At 27.9% G+C, this 19,396-nt stretch carries 25 protein-coding genes and 1 tRNA gene; 22 read left to right on the plus strand and 4 right to left on the minus strand.

All coding sequences use genetic code 11. The features are described 5' to 3' along the window. Positions 1 to 192: 192 nt before the first annotated feature. Positions 193 to 498 carry a cadmium resistance transporter gene (locus TVTCOM_RS09095; RefSeq protein ID WP_434799507.1) on the plus strand — a complete coding sequence of 102 codons (306 nt, stop codon included), beginning with the start codon at positions 193 to 195 and terminating at the stop codon, positions 496 to 498. Here TVTCOM_RS09095 and TVTCOM_RS09100 read toward each other — a convergent pair. Then, on the minus strand, positions 495 to 824 hold the full coding sequence (locus TVTCOM_RS09100) for a DUF1904 domain-containing protein (RefSeq protein ID WP_434799508.1): 330 nt from the start codon (positions 822 to 824) through the stop codon (positions 495 to 497). The two genes, TVTCOM_RS09095 and TVTCOM_RS09100, sit on opposite strands and share 4 nt — an antisense overlap. Positions 825 to 1,074: 250 nt before the next feature. Here TVTCOM_RS09100 and TVTCOM_RS09105 point away from each other — a divergent pair, with 250 nt between their 5' ends. The 16 genes from TVTCOM_RS09105 to TVTCOM_RS09180 all read left to right on the plus strand — a co-directional run bounded on the left by TVTCOM_RS09105 (position 1,075) and on the right by TVTCOM_RS09180 (position 12,852). Further along, positions 1,075 to 2,052 carry an alpha/beta fold hydrolase gene (locus tag TVTCOM_RS09105; protein WP_434799509.1) on the plus strand — a complete coding sequence of 326 codons (978 nt, stop codon included), beginning with the start codon at positions 1,075 to 1,077 and terminating at the stop codon, positions 2,050 to 2,052. 138 nt (positions 2,053 to 2,190) lie between these two features. After that, positions 2,191 to 2,370 carry a hypothetical protein gene (locus TVTCOM_RS09110; RefSeq protein WP_434799510.1) on the plus strand — a complete coding sequence of 60 codons (180 nt, stop codon included), beginning with the start codon at positions 2,191 to 2,193 and terminating at the stop codon, positions 2,368 to 2,370. 77 nt (positions 2,371 to 2,447) lie between these two features. After that, positions 2,448 to 2,774: a hypothetical protein gene (locus TVTCOM_RS09115; RefSeq protein ID WP_434799511.1), complete on the plus strand. Its 327-nt coding sequence runs from the start codon at positions 2,448 to 2,450 to the stop codon at positions 2,772 to 2,774. A 111-nt stretch (positions 2,775 to 2,885) separates the two neighbouring features. Further along, entirely contained in the window at positions 2,886 to 3,761 is an 876-nt protein-coding gene (locus TVTCOM_RS09120; protein ID WP_434799512.1) for a hypothetical protein, read from the plus strand. 53 nt (positions 3,762 to 3,814) lie between these two features. Then, a complete protein-coding gene (locus TVTCOM_RS09125; protein WP_434799513.1) occupies positions 3,815 to 3,940 on the plus strand; it encodes a QVPTGV class sortase B protein-sorting domain-containing protein in 126 nt (41 codons plus the stop codon). Positions 3,941 to 4,194: 254 nt separating this feature from the next. Next, positions 4,195 to 4,270: transfer RNA gene (locus tag TVTCOM_RS09130), tRNA-Met, on the plus strand. 194 nt (positions 4,271 to 4,464) lie between these two features. Then, positions 4,465 to 4,791 carry an IS66 family insertion sequence element accessory protein TnpA gene (gene tnpA, locus TVTCOM_RS09135; RefSeq protein WP_434796257.1) on the plus strand — a complete coding sequence of 109 codons (327 nt, stop codon included), beginning with the start codon at positions 4,465 to 4,467 and terminating at the stop codon, positions 4,789 to 4,791. After that, a complete protein-coding gene (gene tnpB / locus TVTCOM_RS09140) occupies positions 4,785 to 5,135 on the plus strand; it encodes an IS66 family insertion sequence element accessory protein TnpB (RefSeq protein WP_434796258.1) in 351 nt (116 codons plus the stop codon). The genes tnpA and tnpB overlap by 7 nt, the downstream gene beginning before the upstream one ends. Before the next feature lie 90 nt (positions 5,136 to 5,225). After that, positions 5,226 to 6,833, plus strand: a complete 1,608-nt coding sequence (tnpC, locus tag TVTCOM_RS09145; RefSeq protein WP_434796259.1) for an IS66 family transposase — start codon at positions 5,226 to 5,228, stop codon at positions 6,831 to 6,833. 264 nt (positions 6,834 to 7,097) lie between these two features. Continuing rightward, on the plus strand, positions 7,098 to 7,721 hold the full coding sequence (locus tag TVTCOM_RS09150; RefSeq protein WP_434799514.1) for a helix-turn-helix domain-containing protein: 624 nt from the start codon (positions 7,098 to 7,100) through the stop codon (positions 7,719 to 7,721). Positions 7,722 to 7,907: 186 nt separating this feature from the next. Continuing rightward, positions 7,908 to 8,663: an antA/AntB antirepressor family protein gene (locus TVTCOM_RS09155; RefSeq protein ID WP_434799515.1), complete on the plus strand. Its 756-nt coding sequence runs from the start codon at positions 7,908 to 7,910 to the stop codon at positions 8,661 to 8,663. A 10-nt stretch (positions 8,664 to 8,673) separates the two neighbouring features. Beyond that, positions 8,674 to 9,633 (plus strand): phage replisome organizer N-terminal domain-containing protein, encoded by a 960-nt coding sequence (locus TVTCOM_RS09160; RefSeq protein WP_434799516.1) that lies wholly within the window; start codon positions 8,674 to 8,676, stop codon positions 9,631 to 9,633. 10 nt (positions 9,634 to 9,643) lie between these two features. Next, complete coding sequence (locus tag TVTCOM_RS09165) at positions 9,644 to 10,399, plus strand: ATP-binding protein (protein ID WP_434799517.1); 756 nt, start codon at positions 9,644 to 9,646, stop codon at positions 10,397 to 10,399. A 46-nt stretch (positions 10,400 to 10,445) separates the two neighbouring features. Next, the gene (locus TVTCOM_RS09170) at positions 10,446 to 10,694 is read left to right on the plus strand and encodes a Mor transcription activator family protein (RefSeq protein ID WP_434799518.1); all 249 of its coding nucleotides are present in this window, start codon (positions 10,446 to 10,448) and stop codon (positions 10,692 to 10,694) included. 625 nt (positions 10,695 to 11,319) lie between these two features. Next, the gene (locus tag TVTCOM_RS09175) at positions 11,320 to 11,817 is read left to right on the plus strand and encodes an RNA polymerase sigma factor (RefSeq protein ID WP_434799519.1); all 498 of its coding nucleotides are present in this window, start codon (positions 11,320 to 11,322) and stop codon (positions 11,815 to 11,817) included. A 12-nt stretch (positions 11,818 to 11,829) separates the two neighbouring features. After that, on the plus strand, positions 11,830 to 12,852 hold the full coding sequence (locus tag TVTCOM_RS09180; protein ID WP_434799520.1) for a DUF4179 domain-containing protein: 1,023 nt from the start codon (positions 11,830 to 11,832) through the stop codon (positions 12,850 to 12,852). Between the two features lie 163 nt (positions 12,853 to 13,015). On the opposite strand, the gene TVTCOM_RS09185 is transcribed toward TVTCOM_RS09180, so the two are convergent. From TVTCOM_RS09185 to TVTCOM_RS09195, 3 genes are read right to left on the minus strand one after another with little or no spacing between them, the layout of a single operon-like run. Next, on the minus strand, positions 13,016 to 13,162 hold the full coding sequence (locus tag TVTCOM_RS09185) for a YvrJ family protein (RefSeq protein WP_434799521.1): 147 nt from the start codon (positions 13,160 to 13,162) through the stop codon (positions 13,016 to 13,018). Between the two features lie 16 nt (positions 13,163 to 13,178). Beyond that, entirely contained in the window at positions 13,179 to 13,403 is a 225-nt protein-coding gene (locus TVTCOM_RS09190) for a DUF2922 domain-containing protein (RefSeq protein ID WP_434799522.1), read from the minus strand. A 41-nt stretch (positions 13,404 to 13,444) separates the two neighbouring features. Next, positions 13,445 to 13,666 (minus strand): DUF1659 domain-containing protein, encoded by a 222-nt coding sequence (locus TVTCOM_RS09195; protein ID WP_434799523.1) that lies wholly within the window; start codon positions 13,664 to 13,666, stop codon positions 13,445 to 13,447. Positions 13,667 to 13,914: 248 nt separating this feature from the next. Between TVTCOM_RS09195 and TVTCOM_RS09200 the strand changes: the two genes are divergently transcribed. From TVTCOM_RS09200 to TVTCOM_RS09220, 5 genes are all read left to right on the plus strand, one after another. Beyond that, positions 13,915 to 15,180 (plus strand): cation:proton antiporter, encoded by a 1,266-nt coding sequence (locus TVTCOM_RS09200; RefSeq protein WP_434799524.1) that lies wholly within the window; start codon positions 13,915 to 13,917, stop codon positions 15,178 to 15,180. Positions 15,181 to 15,369: 189 nt separating this feature from the next. Next, positions 15,370 to 16,581 carry a DEAD/DEAH box helicase gene (locus tag TVTCOM_RS09205; protein WP_434799525.1) on the plus strand — a complete coding sequence of 404 codons (1,212 nt, stop codon included), beginning with the start codon at positions 15,370 to 15,372 and terminating at the stop codon, positions 16,579 to 16,581. 146 nt (positions 16,582 to 16,727) lie between these two features. Further along, positions 16,728 to 17,339, plus strand: coding sequence for a hypothetical protein (locus tag TVTCOM_RS09210; RefSeq protein ID WP_434799526.1), 612 nt, complete (start codon positions 16,728 to 16,730; stop codon positions 17,337 to 17,339). Between the two features lie 129 nt (positions 17,340 to 17,468). Continuing rightward, positions 17,469 to 17,804, plus strand: coding sequence for a hypothetical protein (locus TVTCOM_RS09215; protein WP_434799527.1), 336 nt, complete (start codon positions 17,469 to 17,471; stop codon positions 17,802 to 17,804). Positions 17,805 to 17,918: 114 nt separating this feature from the next. Next, the gene (locus TVTCOM_RS09220) at positions 17,919 to 19,295 is read left to right on the plus strand and encodes an aldehyde dehydrogenase (RefSeq protein ID WP_434799528.1); all 1,377 of its coding nucleotides are present in this window, start codon (positions 17,919 to 17,921) and stop codon (positions 19,293 to 19,295) included. Positions 19,296 to 19,396: the final 101 nt, after the last annotated feature.

A 19,396-nucleotide genomic window follows, 5' to 3' on the forward strand; every position in this document is an offset into this window, starting at 1 on the left:
ATAAAGTAATTATGAGGAAAATAAGAAAAAGCATATGTTTAGTACAAACTAATAACTATGATACAATTATTATAAATTAGAAGTTAGATAAATAGGTGAATAGGAATTGCATTAAATCTAAAATGGTGTAAAATACAATTGGTGGAGGAATCAATGAAATTATTGATGGATATTATATAATGGAGGTATAAATTGTTTAGCACAATAATAACAGCTTTTATTTCATTTATAGCCACAAATATTGATGATATATTTGTACTCATGATGTTTTTCTCACAAATAGATAGTACTATGAAAACTCGTCATATTGTTATTGGACAGTATTTGGGTGTAGGTACTCTAATAGGCATAAGTATTTTAGGTTCTTTAGGAATTTCAGTAATCCCACAGGAATATGTGGTATTTTTAGTTTGCAATAGTTATATATTTCAAAGAAAAGTAGGAGTTGATTTATTTGTTACTCCTACTTTTTTAGTTAACACATTTATAATTTCTTAGAAATGATCTCCATTTTCATAATACTTCTCTTTTTCAAAAACTGTAAAAGCTAAATCCATACTTTCTATATTTAGGTTTTTTCTTATATTGTTAGTTATTATTTTAGCTACTGTATCTTGCACCTCTTGACCTCTATCAAACCAAGCTACTTCTACAAATGGATATACATCTGCTATCTTACCATTTCTTATAGCAACAGACTTTATACATTCTATTTCAAAATAATCTCTTGGGCATTTTACCGCTTCTACTAATTCATCAATCATCTTTTCACTTATCTTACAGATGTCGTTTTCATTTATTCCTCTTACTTTTATTTGTGGCATAACTTTCCTCCTGTTGTTGAGTTTATTTTGTAATTTAATCAATATTTCCTATATGGGACAACCTTGTAATAGATATATTATAACAAATTATTAAAAAATAATAAAAGGGTTAGTAAATTTATTTAACTTTCTATAAATATATAAAATCAATAACTATGCTACAATTATTATAAATTAGGAGTTCCATAAATAGGAATTTGTAGGATGTAAAACTATAGAATATTTATAGTTTTGCATAGGGGGTTAATAAATGAATGAAAAGATATTTGTAGAAATTAATGGTATGAAGCAAGGAATGTTTTTACAGAGTGAAAATATCAAAAACCCAGTATTACTGTTTTTACATGGAGGACCAGGATCACCAGAAATTGCATTCACGGAGAAATATCCAACAGGATTAGAAAAAATATTTACTGTTTGTTGGTGGGAGCAACGTGGCAGCGGCATATCCTATAGTGCCAAAATTAAACCAGAAGAAATGACAATAGAGCAGATGATTTCCGATACAATTGAAGTTGTTAAATACCTGAGGGAAAGATTTAACAAGGAAAAAATATATGTCATGGGTCATTCATGGGGCTCTTTGTTAGGTGTACTTACAGTAAATCAAGCACCACATCTATTCCAAGCATACATCGGCATTGGTCAGGTTGCAAGACAAGCAGAATCTGAACGTTTGGCATATACTTTTATGCTAGAAGAGTTTCGCAAAGCAAATAATAAAAAAATGGTGCGTAAACTTGAAAAATTCAATATAAACAATGGGGGAAACATAAATTTTAGATATCTTGGTGTGAGAAGTAAATCAATGATGAAGCTTGGTGTTGGCATTATGCATCATTGCACTTCAATGATGGAAATCATGAGGGTGTTGATTAGTTCTAAGGCATATACGTTAAAAGAAAAATTTAATTTTGTTATGGGAGGCAATTTTTCTCTAAAATATCTTTGGGACTCTGTACTTGAAACCGATTTAATTAATCAAGTTCCAGAGCTAAAGGTTCCTGTATATATATTACAAGGCAAGTATGACTATCAAGTATCCTATACTATTGCAATGGAATTTTCACAGAAAGTCAAGGCACCAGTAAAAGGCTTCTATACATTTGAGAATTCAGCACACAGTCCTTGTTTTGAAGAACCTGAAAAGATGTGTAATATTTTACGTACAGATGTATTAGAAGGGAAAGTTGATTTATCAGATAATATAGAGCTATCTAAATCGTAACCGATTTTATCTTTTGTATACTAGTTGTCTATTACCAAAGATCATGAACATAATATGAAGTTCAATAAATTCCAAGAAGTTTATATACAGATAAAGCTTTGATAATCTGTTCTAAAAAATAAATAAGGGGGGAATAGGATGAATTTTTCAATAATTAGAAAATTAGATTATATATTATTTTATATAATTATTTCTGCGCTATATACAATTCAATTAACGGAGCTATCATTAAAACTTGTATTAGGTATATTAATAGTAGCTACAATTCCAGCTTTAATTTTAGGCACTATAACTAATTTTATAATCAAAAAGAATTAAAGAATTTTAGTAATTCTTCATCATTTTGAATACTAGATAAGACATTATTTGCAATATAGAGGGGGGAATAAAAGGTTATGAAAAAGTTTAATTTATTAGCAGTGATACTCCTAGTAGTGTCATTTGCTATTTTGGGTTGTTCTAAAAAAGAAGTTTATGTATTGGAGTCAGGCAAGAATTTTGAAGTTGGAGCTGACATACCAGAGGGGACCTATAAAGTGGAAGCTTCAGAAGAAACATCTGAAAATAATAACTTCACCACAGTAATTGGAGATGAAGATAATCCAGATGCAGAATTTACAAGCATAAATGATATGGTTGGCAAAAAAGTTGATTTAAAAAAAGGGCAAATTGTCAGTTCAAATGGGACAATTAAACTAATACTAACAAATGGAGAAAAATAATAAATTTGAGTCATATATGAATAGAAATTGGAGAGTGGATCTAATAAATTAGATAAACAACACAAATATGAAATAGTTATTTTAAAATCATTTTATAGAATAGGAGAATATATGATTAAAAAAATAATAAAAATATTAGTTCCTTCATTGTTATTGTTTACAATGATAGGATGTGCAAAAGAACCTAGTATTGACCTAGATGATTACTACTTGGAACTAACAAAAGAGGATTTAAATGAATTATCACTTAATGAAATAAAAACAGATTTATCAAGTTTTAAATATGATAAAGAGGTTTATAAAAATTCAAATGAAGAAGTTACGGATGAAGATAGGTTAGATGAACCTTCATATCATAAATTCATTAGTGGAGAAGAAATATTAGAAGTTAAATATAATGAAAAAACAAAAAAAGTTAATACAATATCCTTTCAAAAGCAAGATGATAACAATATTAAGAAAATAGCTTATACTGGATCATTCGTAATAGCAAGTTTAAACTCTCCAAATACTAAAAGTATAAACAATACATTAGATAAATTAAATCTTAATAAATCATTGCAAAATATTATGAATTTACATTTAGAGTTAGTACAAAAATTGAATAATAATCAAGTTGTTGATTTAGAAGAAGTAAAAAATATGTTTGAACTTGAAGAAATTGATAAAGAACACTACAAAGAAAGTAATATGATGGAATACGTATTTAACTCTAAGAATGAGTATATAGATTCTATGAGGATAGATATAAGTGACACTGACAAACAAATAAAAGATATGAGAACTGATATATTAAATAAAGATCTAAATTATCAAATAAATATGTATTACTCTAGTCATAAAGTTAATTTTGCCATATATCCTAGTCGTGATGATATTATGGATAATGAAGAAGGTGTATTAAAATTTATAAGAAAATCAAATAGAGAGTTATTTGACTTATTATTTAATGGTGAATATATTAATATACAAAAATTAAATCAATAATTTATAATAATTCACAACAGTTATATGATACAAATTAAAAAAGGGGATATAATATGGGATTAGAAAATAGCACTAATTATGCATTTGGAATACCTACGAATTTTATTTATATAGCTTTAGGTATAGTAATCATAGGTGGAGGACTTTATTTATATAAAAAATTAAAATCTAAAAAGTAATATATTATTGAACAGAACAGCATATTTGTAATTTAAATATAATTGGAAACAAAAGATCATTTGTTAAGTATATAGATACATTTAACTCCCAATCATGGAATGACAAATGGACTACAGAAACAGCAGAAAAAAGACTAAGTCAAATGATAAATGTAGAAGATTTATAAATAAATACAAGTTAGAAAATGAAAAGTAAATAATGGGTTGTTATATTAAATTATATATGTTATAGTTAGTACACAAACAAATAACAGCGCGGAGTGGAGCAGTTGGCAGCTCGTTGGGCTCATAACCCAAAGGTCACAGGTTCGAGTCCTGTCTCCGCAACCAATTAATACTATGAATATTAAAACTCTTATATCACTTGATATAAGAGTTTTTTAATAAAGTGGGTTAACATAACCTAAAAGTAAGGTATCAAAAAGGTATACACAAAAGTAAGCGTAAAAGAATTTCTACCTATATTACAAGTAAAAGGTTAGCTAAAATATAAATATAAAATATTAAATATGGAGGCTAACCTTATGTATGTAAAAAATAGCCCAGATCAATGGGCTGAAATACTTGAAAAATTCAACTCATATGACGGTTCTGTCACAAATTTCTGTGAAGAAAATAAAATCTCTAAAAGTCAATTCTATTATCATAGAAAAAGAAAGGTTCAGCAACCTGTAGCATCTACTTTTTGTGAGGTGGAATTAGTTAAAGTAGCTACCCCAATAACTACTAAAGAAGTAGATACTCTTTCTAGTTATATAAAAATTGAAATAAACAATGTAACTATTCATATTCCACCTAGCGAAGCTACGCTTTTAACTACAATAATAAAGGAGCTTTCAAATTCATGTTAAATCTAAATGAAGTTGATAAAGTATATCTAGCATGTGGAGTAACAGATTTGAGAAAAAGCATTGATGGCTTAGTAATTGCAGTACAAAACCAATTAAAACTAGATCCTTTTGAAAAGGCATTATTTGTTTTTTGTAATAGACAACAAAATAGACTGAAAATCCTCCACTTTGACGAAGGATTTTGGTTATACTATCACAGAATTGAAAACAATAAATTAAAATGGCCTATGACTAAAGAAGAAGCATTAACAGTAAATAAAGAAGAATTAAGTTGGCTTCTTAAAGGATATGAAGTTAGAACATCTTCCAAATTTAAGCCTGTAATTCAGAAAAATACATACTAAATAGAATGATCAAAATACTCCTAAATAACTGAATTTTCAACGATTTTATAGTACAATTATATTATATTTAAGAATATAAGGGGTTATAATATGCAGGATATAGTTTTAGAAAAAGAATTGGATGAGAATACAAAAAAATTAATTACTAAAATGGAAAATGAGATTGAATCTAAAGATAAAGAAATAGATAGTTTGAAAAAAGAGGTAGAAATTTTAAAAGGTCATATTTTAAATAAAAATAAGAAGATATTTGGGAAATCTAGTGAGCAAGTAGATTCAAACCAATTATCTCTATTTAATGAGGCTGAAAAAGAAAGTGACTTAAAAGTAGCTGAGCCTGAAATAGAGGAAATAACTTATACTCGAAAAAAATCAACTTCAAATATAGGTAAAAAAGAGAATTTATCTAATTTAGAAGTAGTTGTAATAGAACATAGACTTGAGGAAGGCGAAGCCATTTGTAATGAATGTCATTCGACTTTAGTTGAGATAGGAAAAAAAGAAAAAGATATTCTAAAGTATGAACCCGCGAAACTTTATGTTGAAAAGCATATAACATACAGCTATGCTTGTAAATCATGTGAAGAAAAAACAGGAGAAGCAAATATAGTTTGTGCTAAAACACCAAAAACTTTTTTACATAAAAGCATGGCATCTAATGAAATAGTAGCTCATGCTATATGTCTTAAATATTTATATTCACTTCCATTATATAGACAAGAAAATTATTTCAAGATGTTAGGGGCTAATCTATCTAGGCAAACCTTGTCTAACTGGATAATAAGTTCTGCTAAGGAATTTCAAGTTGTATATGATTTAATGAAAGAGGAATTATTAAAATCAAATTATATACAAGCTGATGAAACGAGCTTGGTGGTAATTGATGCAAAGGGAAAAGAATCAAGATCTAAATGTTATATGTGGTTATATAAAACAGGAGGAAATGATAACTCTATTATTTTATATGAATATCAGAAAACTAGATCTAGTTCTTATCCAAAATCATTTTTGAATGGTTATTCTGGATTTCTTCAGACAGACGGATATAACGGATACAATAGCGTCAGTGATGCTAAACGACTTTATTGTTTAGCGCATATCCGAAGAAAATATTATGATATCGTATCAACCCTAAATAATGAAGCCTTGAAAAAATCACGTGCAATCATAGGGTTTAATTATTGTGAGGAAATATATAAATTAGAAAAAGACTTGAGAAAAGATTATGGTGAAGATGAAGATTTCTTCAAAATTAGATATAAATATAGAAAAGAAAAGTTATCATCCATTTTACATAAATTTGAAAAATATGTATCAGATGAAATTGAAGATGCATTGCCTAAAAGCCCGTTAGGGAAAGCTCTAGAATATAGTAAAAAAGTTTTACCTGGAATGAGAAGAGTACTTGAGGATGGAGCATTGGAAATAGATAATAATGCGGCTGAAAGGGCTATTAAGCCATTTGTAATTGGAAGGAAGAACTGGCTATTCGCTAATACTGGAAAAGGTGCAAAAGCAAGTGCTACTCTGTACAGTATTATTGAAACTGCTAAAAGCTACGATCTTGTTGCAGAAAAGTATCTGCTTTATTTGATGGATAATATGTCAAAACATGAAACATTAACAGAAGAAAAATTATTAGAGCTAATGCCTTGGTCGGCAACTCTGCCAGAAAATCTTAAAATAGAAAATAAATAATATAGAGGCAATAACTGATTTTAATACAATATCAGTTATTGCCTCTTATATTTCAAGGCGTTAAATCTTTTACGCTTACACACAAAAATGTGTATGCCTTTTTTACTTACACAAGTTTTACTACTTATACATACTTACGAGTTAATGCTGTAAAAAAAATGCTGAATTTGTAAATCTACCGATTTTCTACCGAGACATTTTTATAAAAATTAATTATAATATATTTATAAAAAACTTTATATTAAAAGGGTGGATAAAGTAATTATGAGGAAAAACTTGAGGAAAATAAGAAAAAGTAAAGGTTATTCTCAAGAGGCATTGTCAGTCGAAGCTAATGTTTCCATAACAAATATATACAACATAGAAAATTATAAAAAGCTAGTAAAAAAAGAAACCTTAGATAGTGTATTAAAACATCTAGATGTAGAAATGTCTTACGATGAATATGAAGATGCTGTAAATGATAAATCAATTAAGCATTTAGGGGAATATGAGGAACTTTATAAAAATCAAACTTCTAAGTTAAAAACAAAAGTAGATAAAAAACTACGAGAAGCAGAAAACTTATTAAAAAATGAAAAGTATGAAAAATCTTTAAAAATTTACTTATCATTTTTCGATACATTGGGACATGATAACAGCTACATACTAACATGTGTATTTCTTTATCAAAAGGTAGGAAAACATCATAAATCTATTAATTACTGTAATAAAATACTTAATAATGATGAAAATAATAGTCAAGCACAAAAAATTAAAGAAAGTAGTTTAGCATCATTAAAAGAGTTGAATTTACTAACAAAAGATAAAATGAAAAACTATACAATAAAAGATTTCATAGAATACTATAGAACAAGTGAAAAGACACTTTATAATCCTAAAACATAAGAGGAATTATGTATAGACTTGTTAACTCAAAAATTAAATAATTAAAATATCACAAAAACTGTCATATTAAATTTTAGTATGGCAGTTTTTTATAATATGATTTCTAAAAATATATTTTATAAACAGTTGGATTAATTACTCTATAATTTTATTAATAAAATTTATAAAAATAAAGGGGGAAAAATTATGGAAGCTATGCATAACATACAACAACTAGTACCAGTCACAATTAATGAAAAAGAAGAAGTAGTTATAAGTTCCAGAGACTTGCACCAATACCTTAATATTCAAACAAGATATAACGTATGGATACTAAGAATGCTGGAATATGGATTTGAAGAAAATGTAGATTATCAAAGGGTTACACAAAAATGTGATACACCTGGAGGAATTCAAAATCAAATGGATTATATATTGAAAATTGACATGGCAAAGGAAATTTGTATGATCCAAAGAAGTGAAAGAGGAAGACAAGCAAGAAAGTATTTTATCGAAATGGAAAAGGAATTTAACTCACCAGAAGCTCTTATTGCTAGATTGCTACAACTAAAAAATAAAATGCAAAATCAAAACACAGACACGTCATCATTTACAAAGAGCAATACTGAAACTTATACTACTGCAAAAACTTCCACACTCAATACTGAAAAAAGCTCTACTAATTTATCTACAAACTTCAGAGACACAGCAAAGATAATAGGTATTAGAGAAAACTTATTTATTAGCTGGCTACTTCTTAATAATTATTGTTACAGAGATGCTACAGACAATCTTAAACCTTATGGACACGCCATGGACTACTTTACTTTCAGATTTTATACAACAGAACATAATCATAGTGGAATACAGACTTTGATTAACTCAAGAGGAAGAGAAGTATTTAAAGCTTTATTAATAGATGAAAAGGTAATTAAAAATGATGAGATAAAATTATTAAATTAAGGAGAATAAAATGGGAAAGAGATATTATTGGTTAAAAGTTCAAAGAAATTTTTTTAGACAAAAATCAGTAAAAAAATTAAAGCAAAGTAAAAATGGAAATGAAAAAGTGCTTATATATTTAGAACTACTTGCTTTATCTTTGGAAAACGACAATAAATTAATATTTGAATATGTGGAAGATACTTTTGAAGAAGATTTAGCCCTTGAAATAGATGAAGATCCAAAGTTAGTAAAAGAAACAGTGGAGTATTTAAAAAAACAAAATCTTATAGAATGTGTAAGTGAAAGTGAGTATGTTCTTTTGGAGGCTTTTGAATTAACAGGTAGTGAAGATAAAACTACTAAACGTGTTAGAAAACACAGAGAAAATAAAAAAGATAATTTAATAGAAGAAATTGAAACGGACAGTAACAAAAATGAAACAGGGTGTAACGTTGATGAAACAGGTGGTAACAAAAATGAAACGCTAGAGAAAGAGAAAGAAATAGATATAGAAATAGATATAGAGAAAGATATAGATAAAAATACAAACAAAGAAAAAGCATGTGTGACTTATTTAAGTGACAAAACTAAAAAAATAAAAACTGCTGATAAAAACTTAAGCAAAATCACTAAGCTTTATGAGTCAAACATAGGACCAATTTATCCAGCAAATAGAGATTGGTTTATTGAAATATCAGAAAAAATCCAGGCAGACCTTTTTAACAAAGCCATAGAAATATGCATTGATAAGTCTGTTGTAACGCCGTCTTACTTAAAAGGCATAATCAAAAAATGGATAAATGACAAAATATTTACCCTAGATCAGTACAAAGCTAAGGAAATAGAGCTTTTGAATAAAGAAAATAGGATAAGTACGTCTAAAAACAAGAAAACTTCCATAGAAAATCATGAAGATTATGATGAAGAAATTGACGAGGCAATGTTAAAAGAAATAAAAGAGCTTGAGGCCAAGCTGGGAGTAGTGTAGGGGGGAGCATATGGATGCAAAACTACTTGAAAGAATGAAAAAACTAATGAAAAACTGCAAAACTGTTGAAGATAATTATGACTGTAAAAAATGCAGAGATTTTGGCTACGTATTTGAGAAAAACAGCCATAACTGTGAAGTTGCCATACCTTGTGAATGTTTAGCAAAAAAACAGTCACTGGAAAAATTGGATAAGTGCGGCCTAAGTGAAGCTTTTAAGGAAAAGACTTTTAGCTCTTATGAGTGTGCAAAAAAATATCAAATTAAAGCAAGACATCAGGCACTTAAATTTTGCAATGATTTTGTAGATAATAATTCTTCTCTCATAATTTGTGGTCGCCCTGGCTCAGGAAAGACACATTTGGGAATAGCTGCCATGCTCAATTTAATAAATCAAAATGTGGGTTGTCGCTATGTGGAGTACAATTCCATGATGATGAATCTGAAACAATGTGTAACTGACGAGGAGAATTTCATAAGAGAAATGGACAAGTACTTAAATCCCAGAGTGCTTTTTATAGATGATTTTTTGAAGGGGAAAATTACAGCAGCAGATCTTAATTATATTTACAGAATCATAAACAGTAGATATTTAAAAAACATGCCACTAATTATTTCAACAGAAAAAACTATGGATGAAATAATAAGCTGGGACGAAGCTGTGGGAAGTAGACTTGTGGAAATGGCAAAAGACAATATTATAACTTTTAATGAAAGAAGTAATAACTACCGATTAAAAAACTATACACACTTACATAATGCCTAGTAGAAAATGATTTTAAATATATTTTAATAAAAAAGGGGGAGAAATTATGAATGTTTTAATGGATGATATACCTTATAACTTACATACAATGGTTGAAATTATAGGAATGGAGAATTTTTTGAAACTAAGTAAACTTTATGGAGGAAGTAATGTGTACATACCAGTTTATCACAGAGTAACTATGGGAGAGAGGAACAGAGAAATTGCAAGAACATATAACGGCAAAAACATTAACCAGCTTAGAATGAAATATGGAATGACAGAGCTACAATTAAAAAGATTAGCAGGTAAATAATTCCTATTCAAATACTAGAATAGGTATATTAAAGTTAGCTAACTGTCATATATATGGGAAATAATGGTATAATATATTATGAACCAGATACTATATGCTATTTGATTTTCATGTACATTACATATAAAAAGGGGGTATAAGAGTGGGTATAGAAACTTTTCCTTGGACTTATTTTGTAGTTGTAGTAGTTATTGTAATTGCATATTTTGGTGTAAGGAATTATAAAAATAATAAAAAGTAATAAACTACTATTTTGAGTATGTGAAAAAATTTGTAAATAACAAAACTCAACAGCCTCATATAATATTTAACTATTGTAGGAGGCTGTATTTTTATGGGAAAAAGAAACATGGTAGCTATTTAAAGTTTATTTTAAGACTGATCAAAATCTTTATATAGACTATATTTTCTGTATACAATACTTCAACACCATCCTCATATGTATACATTTAAATAATATATAATAGAAAATAATCTCAAAAATATATAACCTAGGCGATATAATAAATATTATTAATTAAAAATAAATGCAACTATATAGGGAAAAACACTAGTCTAATAAGTGAAAAAGAAATAAATCAAAATTTTGAATAGTAATATGTACATATTAAATCAGGAGGAAATAATGGAAAACTTGATCAAAAAGGCCAAAAAAGGAGATGAAGAAGCCTTCTTTAATCTTATGGAAATAAATAAAATTTCATTGTATAAGGCAGGAAGAGCTATATTAAATAATGATGAAGATGTGGCAGATACCATACAAGAAACAGTAATATCAGCTTATAGAAATATAAAATCTCTTAAGAATGATTCATATTTTAAAACATGGTTAACTAAAATATTAATCAATAAATGCAAGGATATAATCTCTAAAAATAAAGAAACAGTAATATTAGATGATTATGTAGAAGAAGGATATATACAGGAGTTTTTAAGCAAATTTGAAATAGAAGATATGCTAAATGATTTATCAAAAGAACAAAAGTTAGTTGTGTCTCTTTATTATATATCGCAGTTTAATACTAGGGAAATAAGCGAAATATTAAAAGAGCCAGAGGGTACTATAAAGTCCAGAATATCAAGGGCTAAAATAAAACTAAGACAAAGCTTTGCTATGAGATAAGGAGGTATGAAAATGAACAAAAACAATAAATTTTTAGATGATAATACAATACCAAATTGTGTAAATACAAAAATAGATGAAGCAAGAAATTTAATTAGAAAAGAAAATATAAAGAAAAGAAGGATTAAAAATGCATGTTTATCAGTAGCAGCTACTGTTGTTATATTTTTAGGAGTGACTATTTTAAATCCAGCATTAGCAGATAAGGTGCCTTTTTTAGGAAATATAATAAATACTTTGAAAAAAGACAAAGAGTTATCAGAGAAACAACCATTTATCAAGAATATTAATAGCAAAAATGGAAGTGCATTAAATGAAAAAGTTATAAACAAAGATATAGGAATTACAGTACAAGAGGCTTACTGTGACGGAAGTAACATATATATAAGCTATTTATTAGAATCGGAAAATAGGCATTTAGATGATATGGATCGTATCCGTATAAATGATGCTGAAAATGATGGGGATGTAATGGCTAGTTTTAGTAATGAAAAATTACAAGTTGATAATACTGTAAGCAAAAAAATAGATAAAAACACATATGCAATAATTCAGTGTATCGATTTAATGCCCCTTGTAAAAAAAGGTGTTGATGTAACACCAAGATTTAATTTAAGTATTAACATATCAAAACTCAGAGGATATACATCTAAGGAGGGAGATAAGATTGTAAAAGGTAATTGGAGTTATAACATAGCTGTTAAAAAGGATGATAGTAAAAATATAGCTTATGAACCAAATTTAGAAAATAATAAATTTAAATTAAATAAGATACTTTTAACACCAAATACTACAGAGATAGAGATGGATATTCCACGTAATGCTCCCCATCCATATATGTTGGCTTATGATGATAAAGGTAAATTCTTAGAGGGTCTTACTTTTAGCTATAATTTAGAAAGTGATTTAGGAACGATAGAATATGATAAGTTTACTCCTATTTCAAAAGACTCAAAATATATTTTGATACAAGTTATAGATAAGAGCAAACAGGAGAAAGATGTACTTTGTGAGTTTAAAGTTCCATTAAAATAGTAACAAATTATATTTGCAACTTTTATATCATAAAAATCAGGTAGATAAGATTTATCTACCTGATTTTTACATTACTATTTAAATTTTATTTTAAGACTCATCAAAATCTTTATACAGACTATATTTATCATTTAAAACATGATAAATTCTTTATATATTTACTTTATCTATTCATTTTAATAATATTGTTGGATAGCTCATTTATACTATCAGTCAAAGCTTGCAACTTTCCTTCTATTCTCACCAATAAATAGAGAGAAATAGCAATGGGAAAACCAAGATTTGCTATCATAGATTGAATATTATCCATATATATCACCTGAAAACTATACTTCTAAATCGTACTCAGTAGTTGTAGAATCAACTACCTTAGCAGATACACAAGTGACTATGTCATACCCCTTTGGTTGGAAGATATTTCTATCTTTTATTAAGTTCATAGCATCTATTATCTCTTGTTCCAAAAGATCATCCCTTGGATCTTCAACAGTAACAGAAAAGCTATTACCTAAAGTGTTTTTAAACGTCATTATAAGTTTTTTTTCATCCATATTTTAACCTCCTAAAAATTAATTAAGTAAAGAGAATTTTATTACTCTGATAAAGAAGAGTTGTCCACTCTGTTTGTGCCAGTTAAAGTGTGTTGTTGCATAGCTGCTAGAGCATTTACTACAGCCATAACATCATCGTTTGAAGCACCTGATTTTATACTTGAAAAAGTCTTAGTTTTTACTATTCTGTCTCCATTTAAATCTGTACCATGATCAAATTTAACCTTTATAGATGAAGCATTGGGAGTTGAAACTACTGCCATATTATTACCTCCTTAAATTTTTTTGTGAGCTCACTTTCTACTTATATAATAAAAGAAGATTTTATACTAAAGTTAGATACAACTTTTGCAATTTAGTTGGTAAAATTATGTAAATAATGTAAAAAATTACTAAATATACTGCAAATACCAGGAAAAAAATGGTGATAATATTTACTTTTCTTATTGACTTAATTAAATTAAAGGAATATAATTAGCAATTGTTAATCAAGAAGAGGGAGAAAATAAATATGGAAAGTACAATCGAAGCAATAGCAACTAATCATTTAATTTTTATATTTGCAACAATAGGTGTTACAGGAATTGTGTTAGGTAGATTAAGTGAAATATTAAAAATTCCAGACGTAATACTTTATTTAATAGCAGGAATAATAATAGGACCAGCAGTTTTAAACATAATAAGCGTACAATCTTTTCCAGTGGAAAATAACCTTATATTAACATTTGGATCAGCATTCATATTGTTTGAAGGTGGAAAAGAAATAAATTTAAAAGTATTAAATAAAGTTAAAATAAGCGTAGGAATGTTGTCAACAGTAGGTGTTATAGTATCAGCTGTTGTAGTAGGTGTAGTATCAGGTAAAGTTTTTGGAATTCCAATGGTAACAGCTTTACTTATAGGAGCAGTGGTAGCATCAACTGACCCAGCGGCTCTTATACCAGTTTTTAAACAAGTTACTATAAAGGATAAAATAAAACAAACAGTAGTAAGTGAGTCAGCATTTAATGATGCGGTGGGAGCTATATTAGTTTCTACATTATTAGGAGTTGTAACTAGTGGTGAGTTTTCTGCCCTTGCTAGTATAAAAGAATTACTTGTATCAGCAGGTGTAGGTATTGGTATAGGTGTAATAATAGGATATTTATTAACAGTATTTATGTCAGATAAAAAAATAGGAGTATTTCACTCTTATGCACCAATAATGTCTTTATTAATAGTTGCCCTAGCTTATGAAATAGCAGTTAAACTTGGTGGTAGTGGATATATGGCAGTATTTATAGCAGGTTTAATTTGTGGAAACAAAAAATTATTTGGACTATGGATACCAGAATACGACTTCCAATCAGTACAACATTTTTCAGAAAGTTTAGGTACAATGTGTCGTATGTCAATATTTGTAGTACTTGGGACACAAGTAGACTTAGGAGCTCTTGCAACATATTGGGCGCCATCGCTACTAATTGTTTTAGTATTAATGTTTGTGGCAAGACCACTTTCAATCTTAATATGTACAGCTTTTGATAAAAGTGCAAACTGGACTTTTAAAGATAGATTATTTATGATGTGGGTTAGGGAAACAGGAGTTATACCAGCTGCCCTATCAGGAATAATAGTTTCTATGAAAATTCCAGGATATGAAATAATATCATCAGTAGTATTTATGACAATACTTGTAACTTTAATAGTACAAGCTAGTACTACTAAAATGGTGGCTAAAAAACTTGGTGTTTTAGAAGATAGTGAAGATGGAGAAAAGATATCTCAAATTGCATAGAGTTTAATTTGAAAATAAATATAAAATTAAATTAAAAGGCGTGTATTTTCTAATTTGGAAAATATATGCCTTTTGATTTTTTTAACATAAATATTTGGATATAATAAGTTATAGTAAGAAAAGGACTCATAGACATATTTTATGATATAAGTGTATAATATAACTTAACTAAAATTAAAGGAGCAACAAATGAAAACATTTAATCAATTGGTAATAAATGAAAAACTTATAAAAGGACTAGTAAAGCAAAATATAACAGAGCCAACAAAGGTTCAGTCATTAACAATAGAAAAAATAAGAGAAAACAAAGACTTACTAGTAAATAGTGAAACTGGAAGTGGAAAAACTTTAGCTTACTTACTTCCAATGATAGAAAAAATAGATACAACAAAGAGAGAGACACAAGTTTTAGTACTTGCACCGACTCATGAATTAGTAATGCAAATAGCAAACCAATCTAAATTATTAGCAGAAAACTCAGGTTTAGATGTAACTACTTTTGCCATAATAGGAGAAGTTAATATCCAAAAACAAATTAAAAATATAAAAGCAATGAAGCCTCATATAGTAGTAGGAACTGCTGGTAGACTTCTTGATTTAATTCAACAAAAAAAATTAAGAGTACATGATGTAAAGACTATAATACTAGACGAAGTTGATAGCTTAGTAAGTGGTAAAGGCGAAGGAATTGTTGAAAAAATAATAAAAACTACTTTAAGAGATAGACAACTTTTAGGATTTACAGCTAGTTTAGATGAGAAATCTCAAAGTTTCTGTGATTATATGATGAAGGATATGGAAATCATAAAAGCTACTGATCAGTCAGTTATAAACCCAAATATAAATCATATGTACATCTATGGTGACAGAAGAGAAAAGTTCACAATTCTTAGAAAGGCTTTATCTAGTGTAAGTGCTAAGAGAGCCATAGTTTTTGTAAATGACGAAGATAGTATAGAAGCTATTAACGAAAAATTAAACTACCATAAATACAAAGCTGTATGTATTTCAGGTAAAATGAGTAAAGAAGATAGAAAAAATGCAATGACTTCTTTTAGAAGTGGAAAAGCAACTATTTTAGTGTCTTCTGATTTATCTGCTAGAGGACTGGATATACCTGATGTTAGTCATATATTCAACTTAGATTTTCCACCTAGCAAAAATGAATATTTACACAGATGTGGTAGAAGTGCTAGAGGCGATAAAAAAGGTACTGCCATATCAATTGTTACTAATCAAAACTTAAATACAATTAGAGATTACAAAAGACAGTTTAAAATAAATATGAAAGCAGTTGAAATAAAAGAAGGTAAGTTTGTTGATGTAGACTTTACAAAAATAAAAAAGGAAACAAAACAAAAAGAGAAAAATTTATCAAATAATAAGAAAAAAAGTCTATAATTTCTTGTTTTATCCACCACAATACAACAATTTATATATATAAAAAATGTTACACTCTTATAGAAGAAAATAGATATATACAAATTATTCAACAAAATTAGGGGAAATGACTAATGAAATAAAAAAGAACAAAGGGGATAAAACAAATGAAAAAAAACGGATTAACTTTTCTTATGATTATGCTATTTTTACCAATGATGATGACTGGTTGTAAAAGTGAAACACCTACAGATGTGGTAAACACATATTTTTCATCCATAAAGAAAAGTGATAGCAAAGAAGCGGAAAAATTTATAGAAAACACACTTTCAGATGAAATACTAAATGAAGAAACTAGTGAAACTTCAACAACTGACAAAACATCTGACAAATCCAGTGAATCAAATAAAGAAAACAAAACTTTAGATGAATCACTAAAAATGTATCTTTCAAAAATAAATGCTAAGGTATTATCTGAAAAAATTAATAAAGATAGTGCAACTGTAAAGGTAGAAGTAAAAGGACCTAATTATAGCAATTTATTACTAGAAGTTATGGAAGAGAGTATGAAAGAAAGTTTAACTGGAAAAGATGTAAAACAATCTGACGTGGAAAAAAGCTTAGAAGAAAAAGTTAAAAATAGCAAAGCTGAAACTAGAACTGGACAAATTAATTTAACTAAAAAAGATAATGAATGGAATATAAAATCTGATGCGGATATTACGAATTTGCTTCTTGGAGAAGTTGATGAAAAAGAAAGTATAATGTTTAGCAAGTAGAAAAATAAATTCATAATTATATAAAAAAAATAGTATTCTTTATAGAGTACTATTTTTTTGTAAATTAAAAACATATGAATAATAAATGGATTTTTATTTACATGTATGATTTGCAAGGAGGAAATTGAGGTGGCTAAAAAAAGAAAAAAAAGGGAAAGCACAGATAAGAAAAGTAATAAACAATCAAGTAAAAATGGCAATTCAAAGAAAAATAGCAAAGATGATATCAAGTTTTGCGATTTTAGTTATGCTGAACTTATAGTATTAGCTGCCACATTATCTTATAGTTTGGCTGAAGAACTTGACGAAGATGACTTGGCTATGTTCCTTGTTTTTTTAGGACTTTTGATATCAGACATACAAGTACTTATTGCACAAAAAGCAATTAAAGCTAAACGACAAGCTCCTATTACAGAAGGCTTGGACTTAGAAACGGCAAATATAGAATTAAATTTAGATTTATAAATCTATCTCCTAAAAGTTTTATTATATAGGGAATAGATTTTTTAATGATTGAAAATTTGTGTATAATATTATATAGATAAACAAAAACGATAAATGGATAAAAAGAGGTTAATTATGAATAAATATGAAAATATATTAAAAAATCAAAGAAATTATTTATCCCATATTGGAACAATAGATGTGGAAAAAAGAATTGATAATTTAAAAAAACTAAAAAATGTAATAAAAAAATATGAAGATGAAATAACTGATGCACTAAATAAAGATTTGGGGAAACATATTTTTGAAGCCTACTCCAACGAAGTAGGATTTGTCTATGGAAGTATAGACTTTGCAATAAAAAACTTAAGAACTTGGACAAAAGTTAAAAAGGTAAAAAATGATGCAGCTCAACTTCCTGGTAAATCATATATTTATAAGTCTCACTATGGAGCTGTTTTAATAATAGGACCATACAACTACCCATTCCAATTAACTATAGAGCCATTAATTGGTGCCATAGCAGGAGGAAACACAGTGATTTTAAAACCTTCTGAATATGCAACTGCTACTGAAACTATAATAGAAAAAATCATAAAAGAAACTTTTGAAGAAGAATATATTGCAGTTGTTACAGGTGACTATAAAGTAAATAGCGATCTTTTAGATTTACAATTTGACTATATATTCTTTACTGGTAGTGTAAATGTTGGCAAAATAGTAATGGAAAAAGCAAGTAAGCATTTAACACCAGTAACTTTAGAACTTGGGGGAAAATCTCCTGTAATAGTTGATAATACAGCTAACTTAAAAGTAAGTGCCAAACGTATATTGTGGGGGAAGTTAACAAATGCAGGTCAAACTTGTGTGGCTCCTGATTATATATTGGCCCATGAACATATATATGAAGAAATTATAGAAGAACTTAAAAACACTATAACTGAATTTTATGGAAATGATATTATAAACAATAAAGAGTTTGGTAGAATAGTAAACCATAAACATATGAATAGATTAAACAACATTCTCCAAAATGACAAAAATAAAATAGTAGTTGGTGGAGATGTGAATTTTGAACAAAGATATATTTCGCCAACAATTCTTAGAGATGTAACTTTGGAAGATAGTGTTATGAAGGATGAAATTTTTGGACCTATACTTCCAGTTATAAAGTATAAAGATATGGAAGACATAAAATATTATATTTCTAAACATAAAAATCCATTGGCATTATATGTATTTTCTGAAAATGAAGATTTTAGTGAAGATATAATAAGAAGATTCACTTTTGGAGGAGGATGTGTTAATGACACTATAAGTCATGTGGCATCTGCTCATTTACCTTTTGGTGGAGTAGGAACTTCTGGAATAGGTAACTATCATGGAAAGGCTAGCTTTGATACTTTTACACATACTAAATCAATAGTTAAAAAAAGTACAAAAATAGATCTTAAGTTGGTATTTCCACCATACAAGGAAAAGGTAAACCTAGTTAAAAAGATAATGAAGTAGATTACATATGAATAAAATATTTAATACTATAAAGGGGCTGTTGCACTAAGTAGATATCTAAACTATAACCTTGACTTACACTAGGGATAAGCCAAGATTAT

Source organism: Terrisporobacter vanillatitrophus, assembly GCF_051148895.1.
Lineage (GTDB): Bacteria > Bacillota > Clostridia > Peptostreptococcales > Peptostreptococcaceae > Terrisporobacter > Terrisporobacter vanillatitrophus.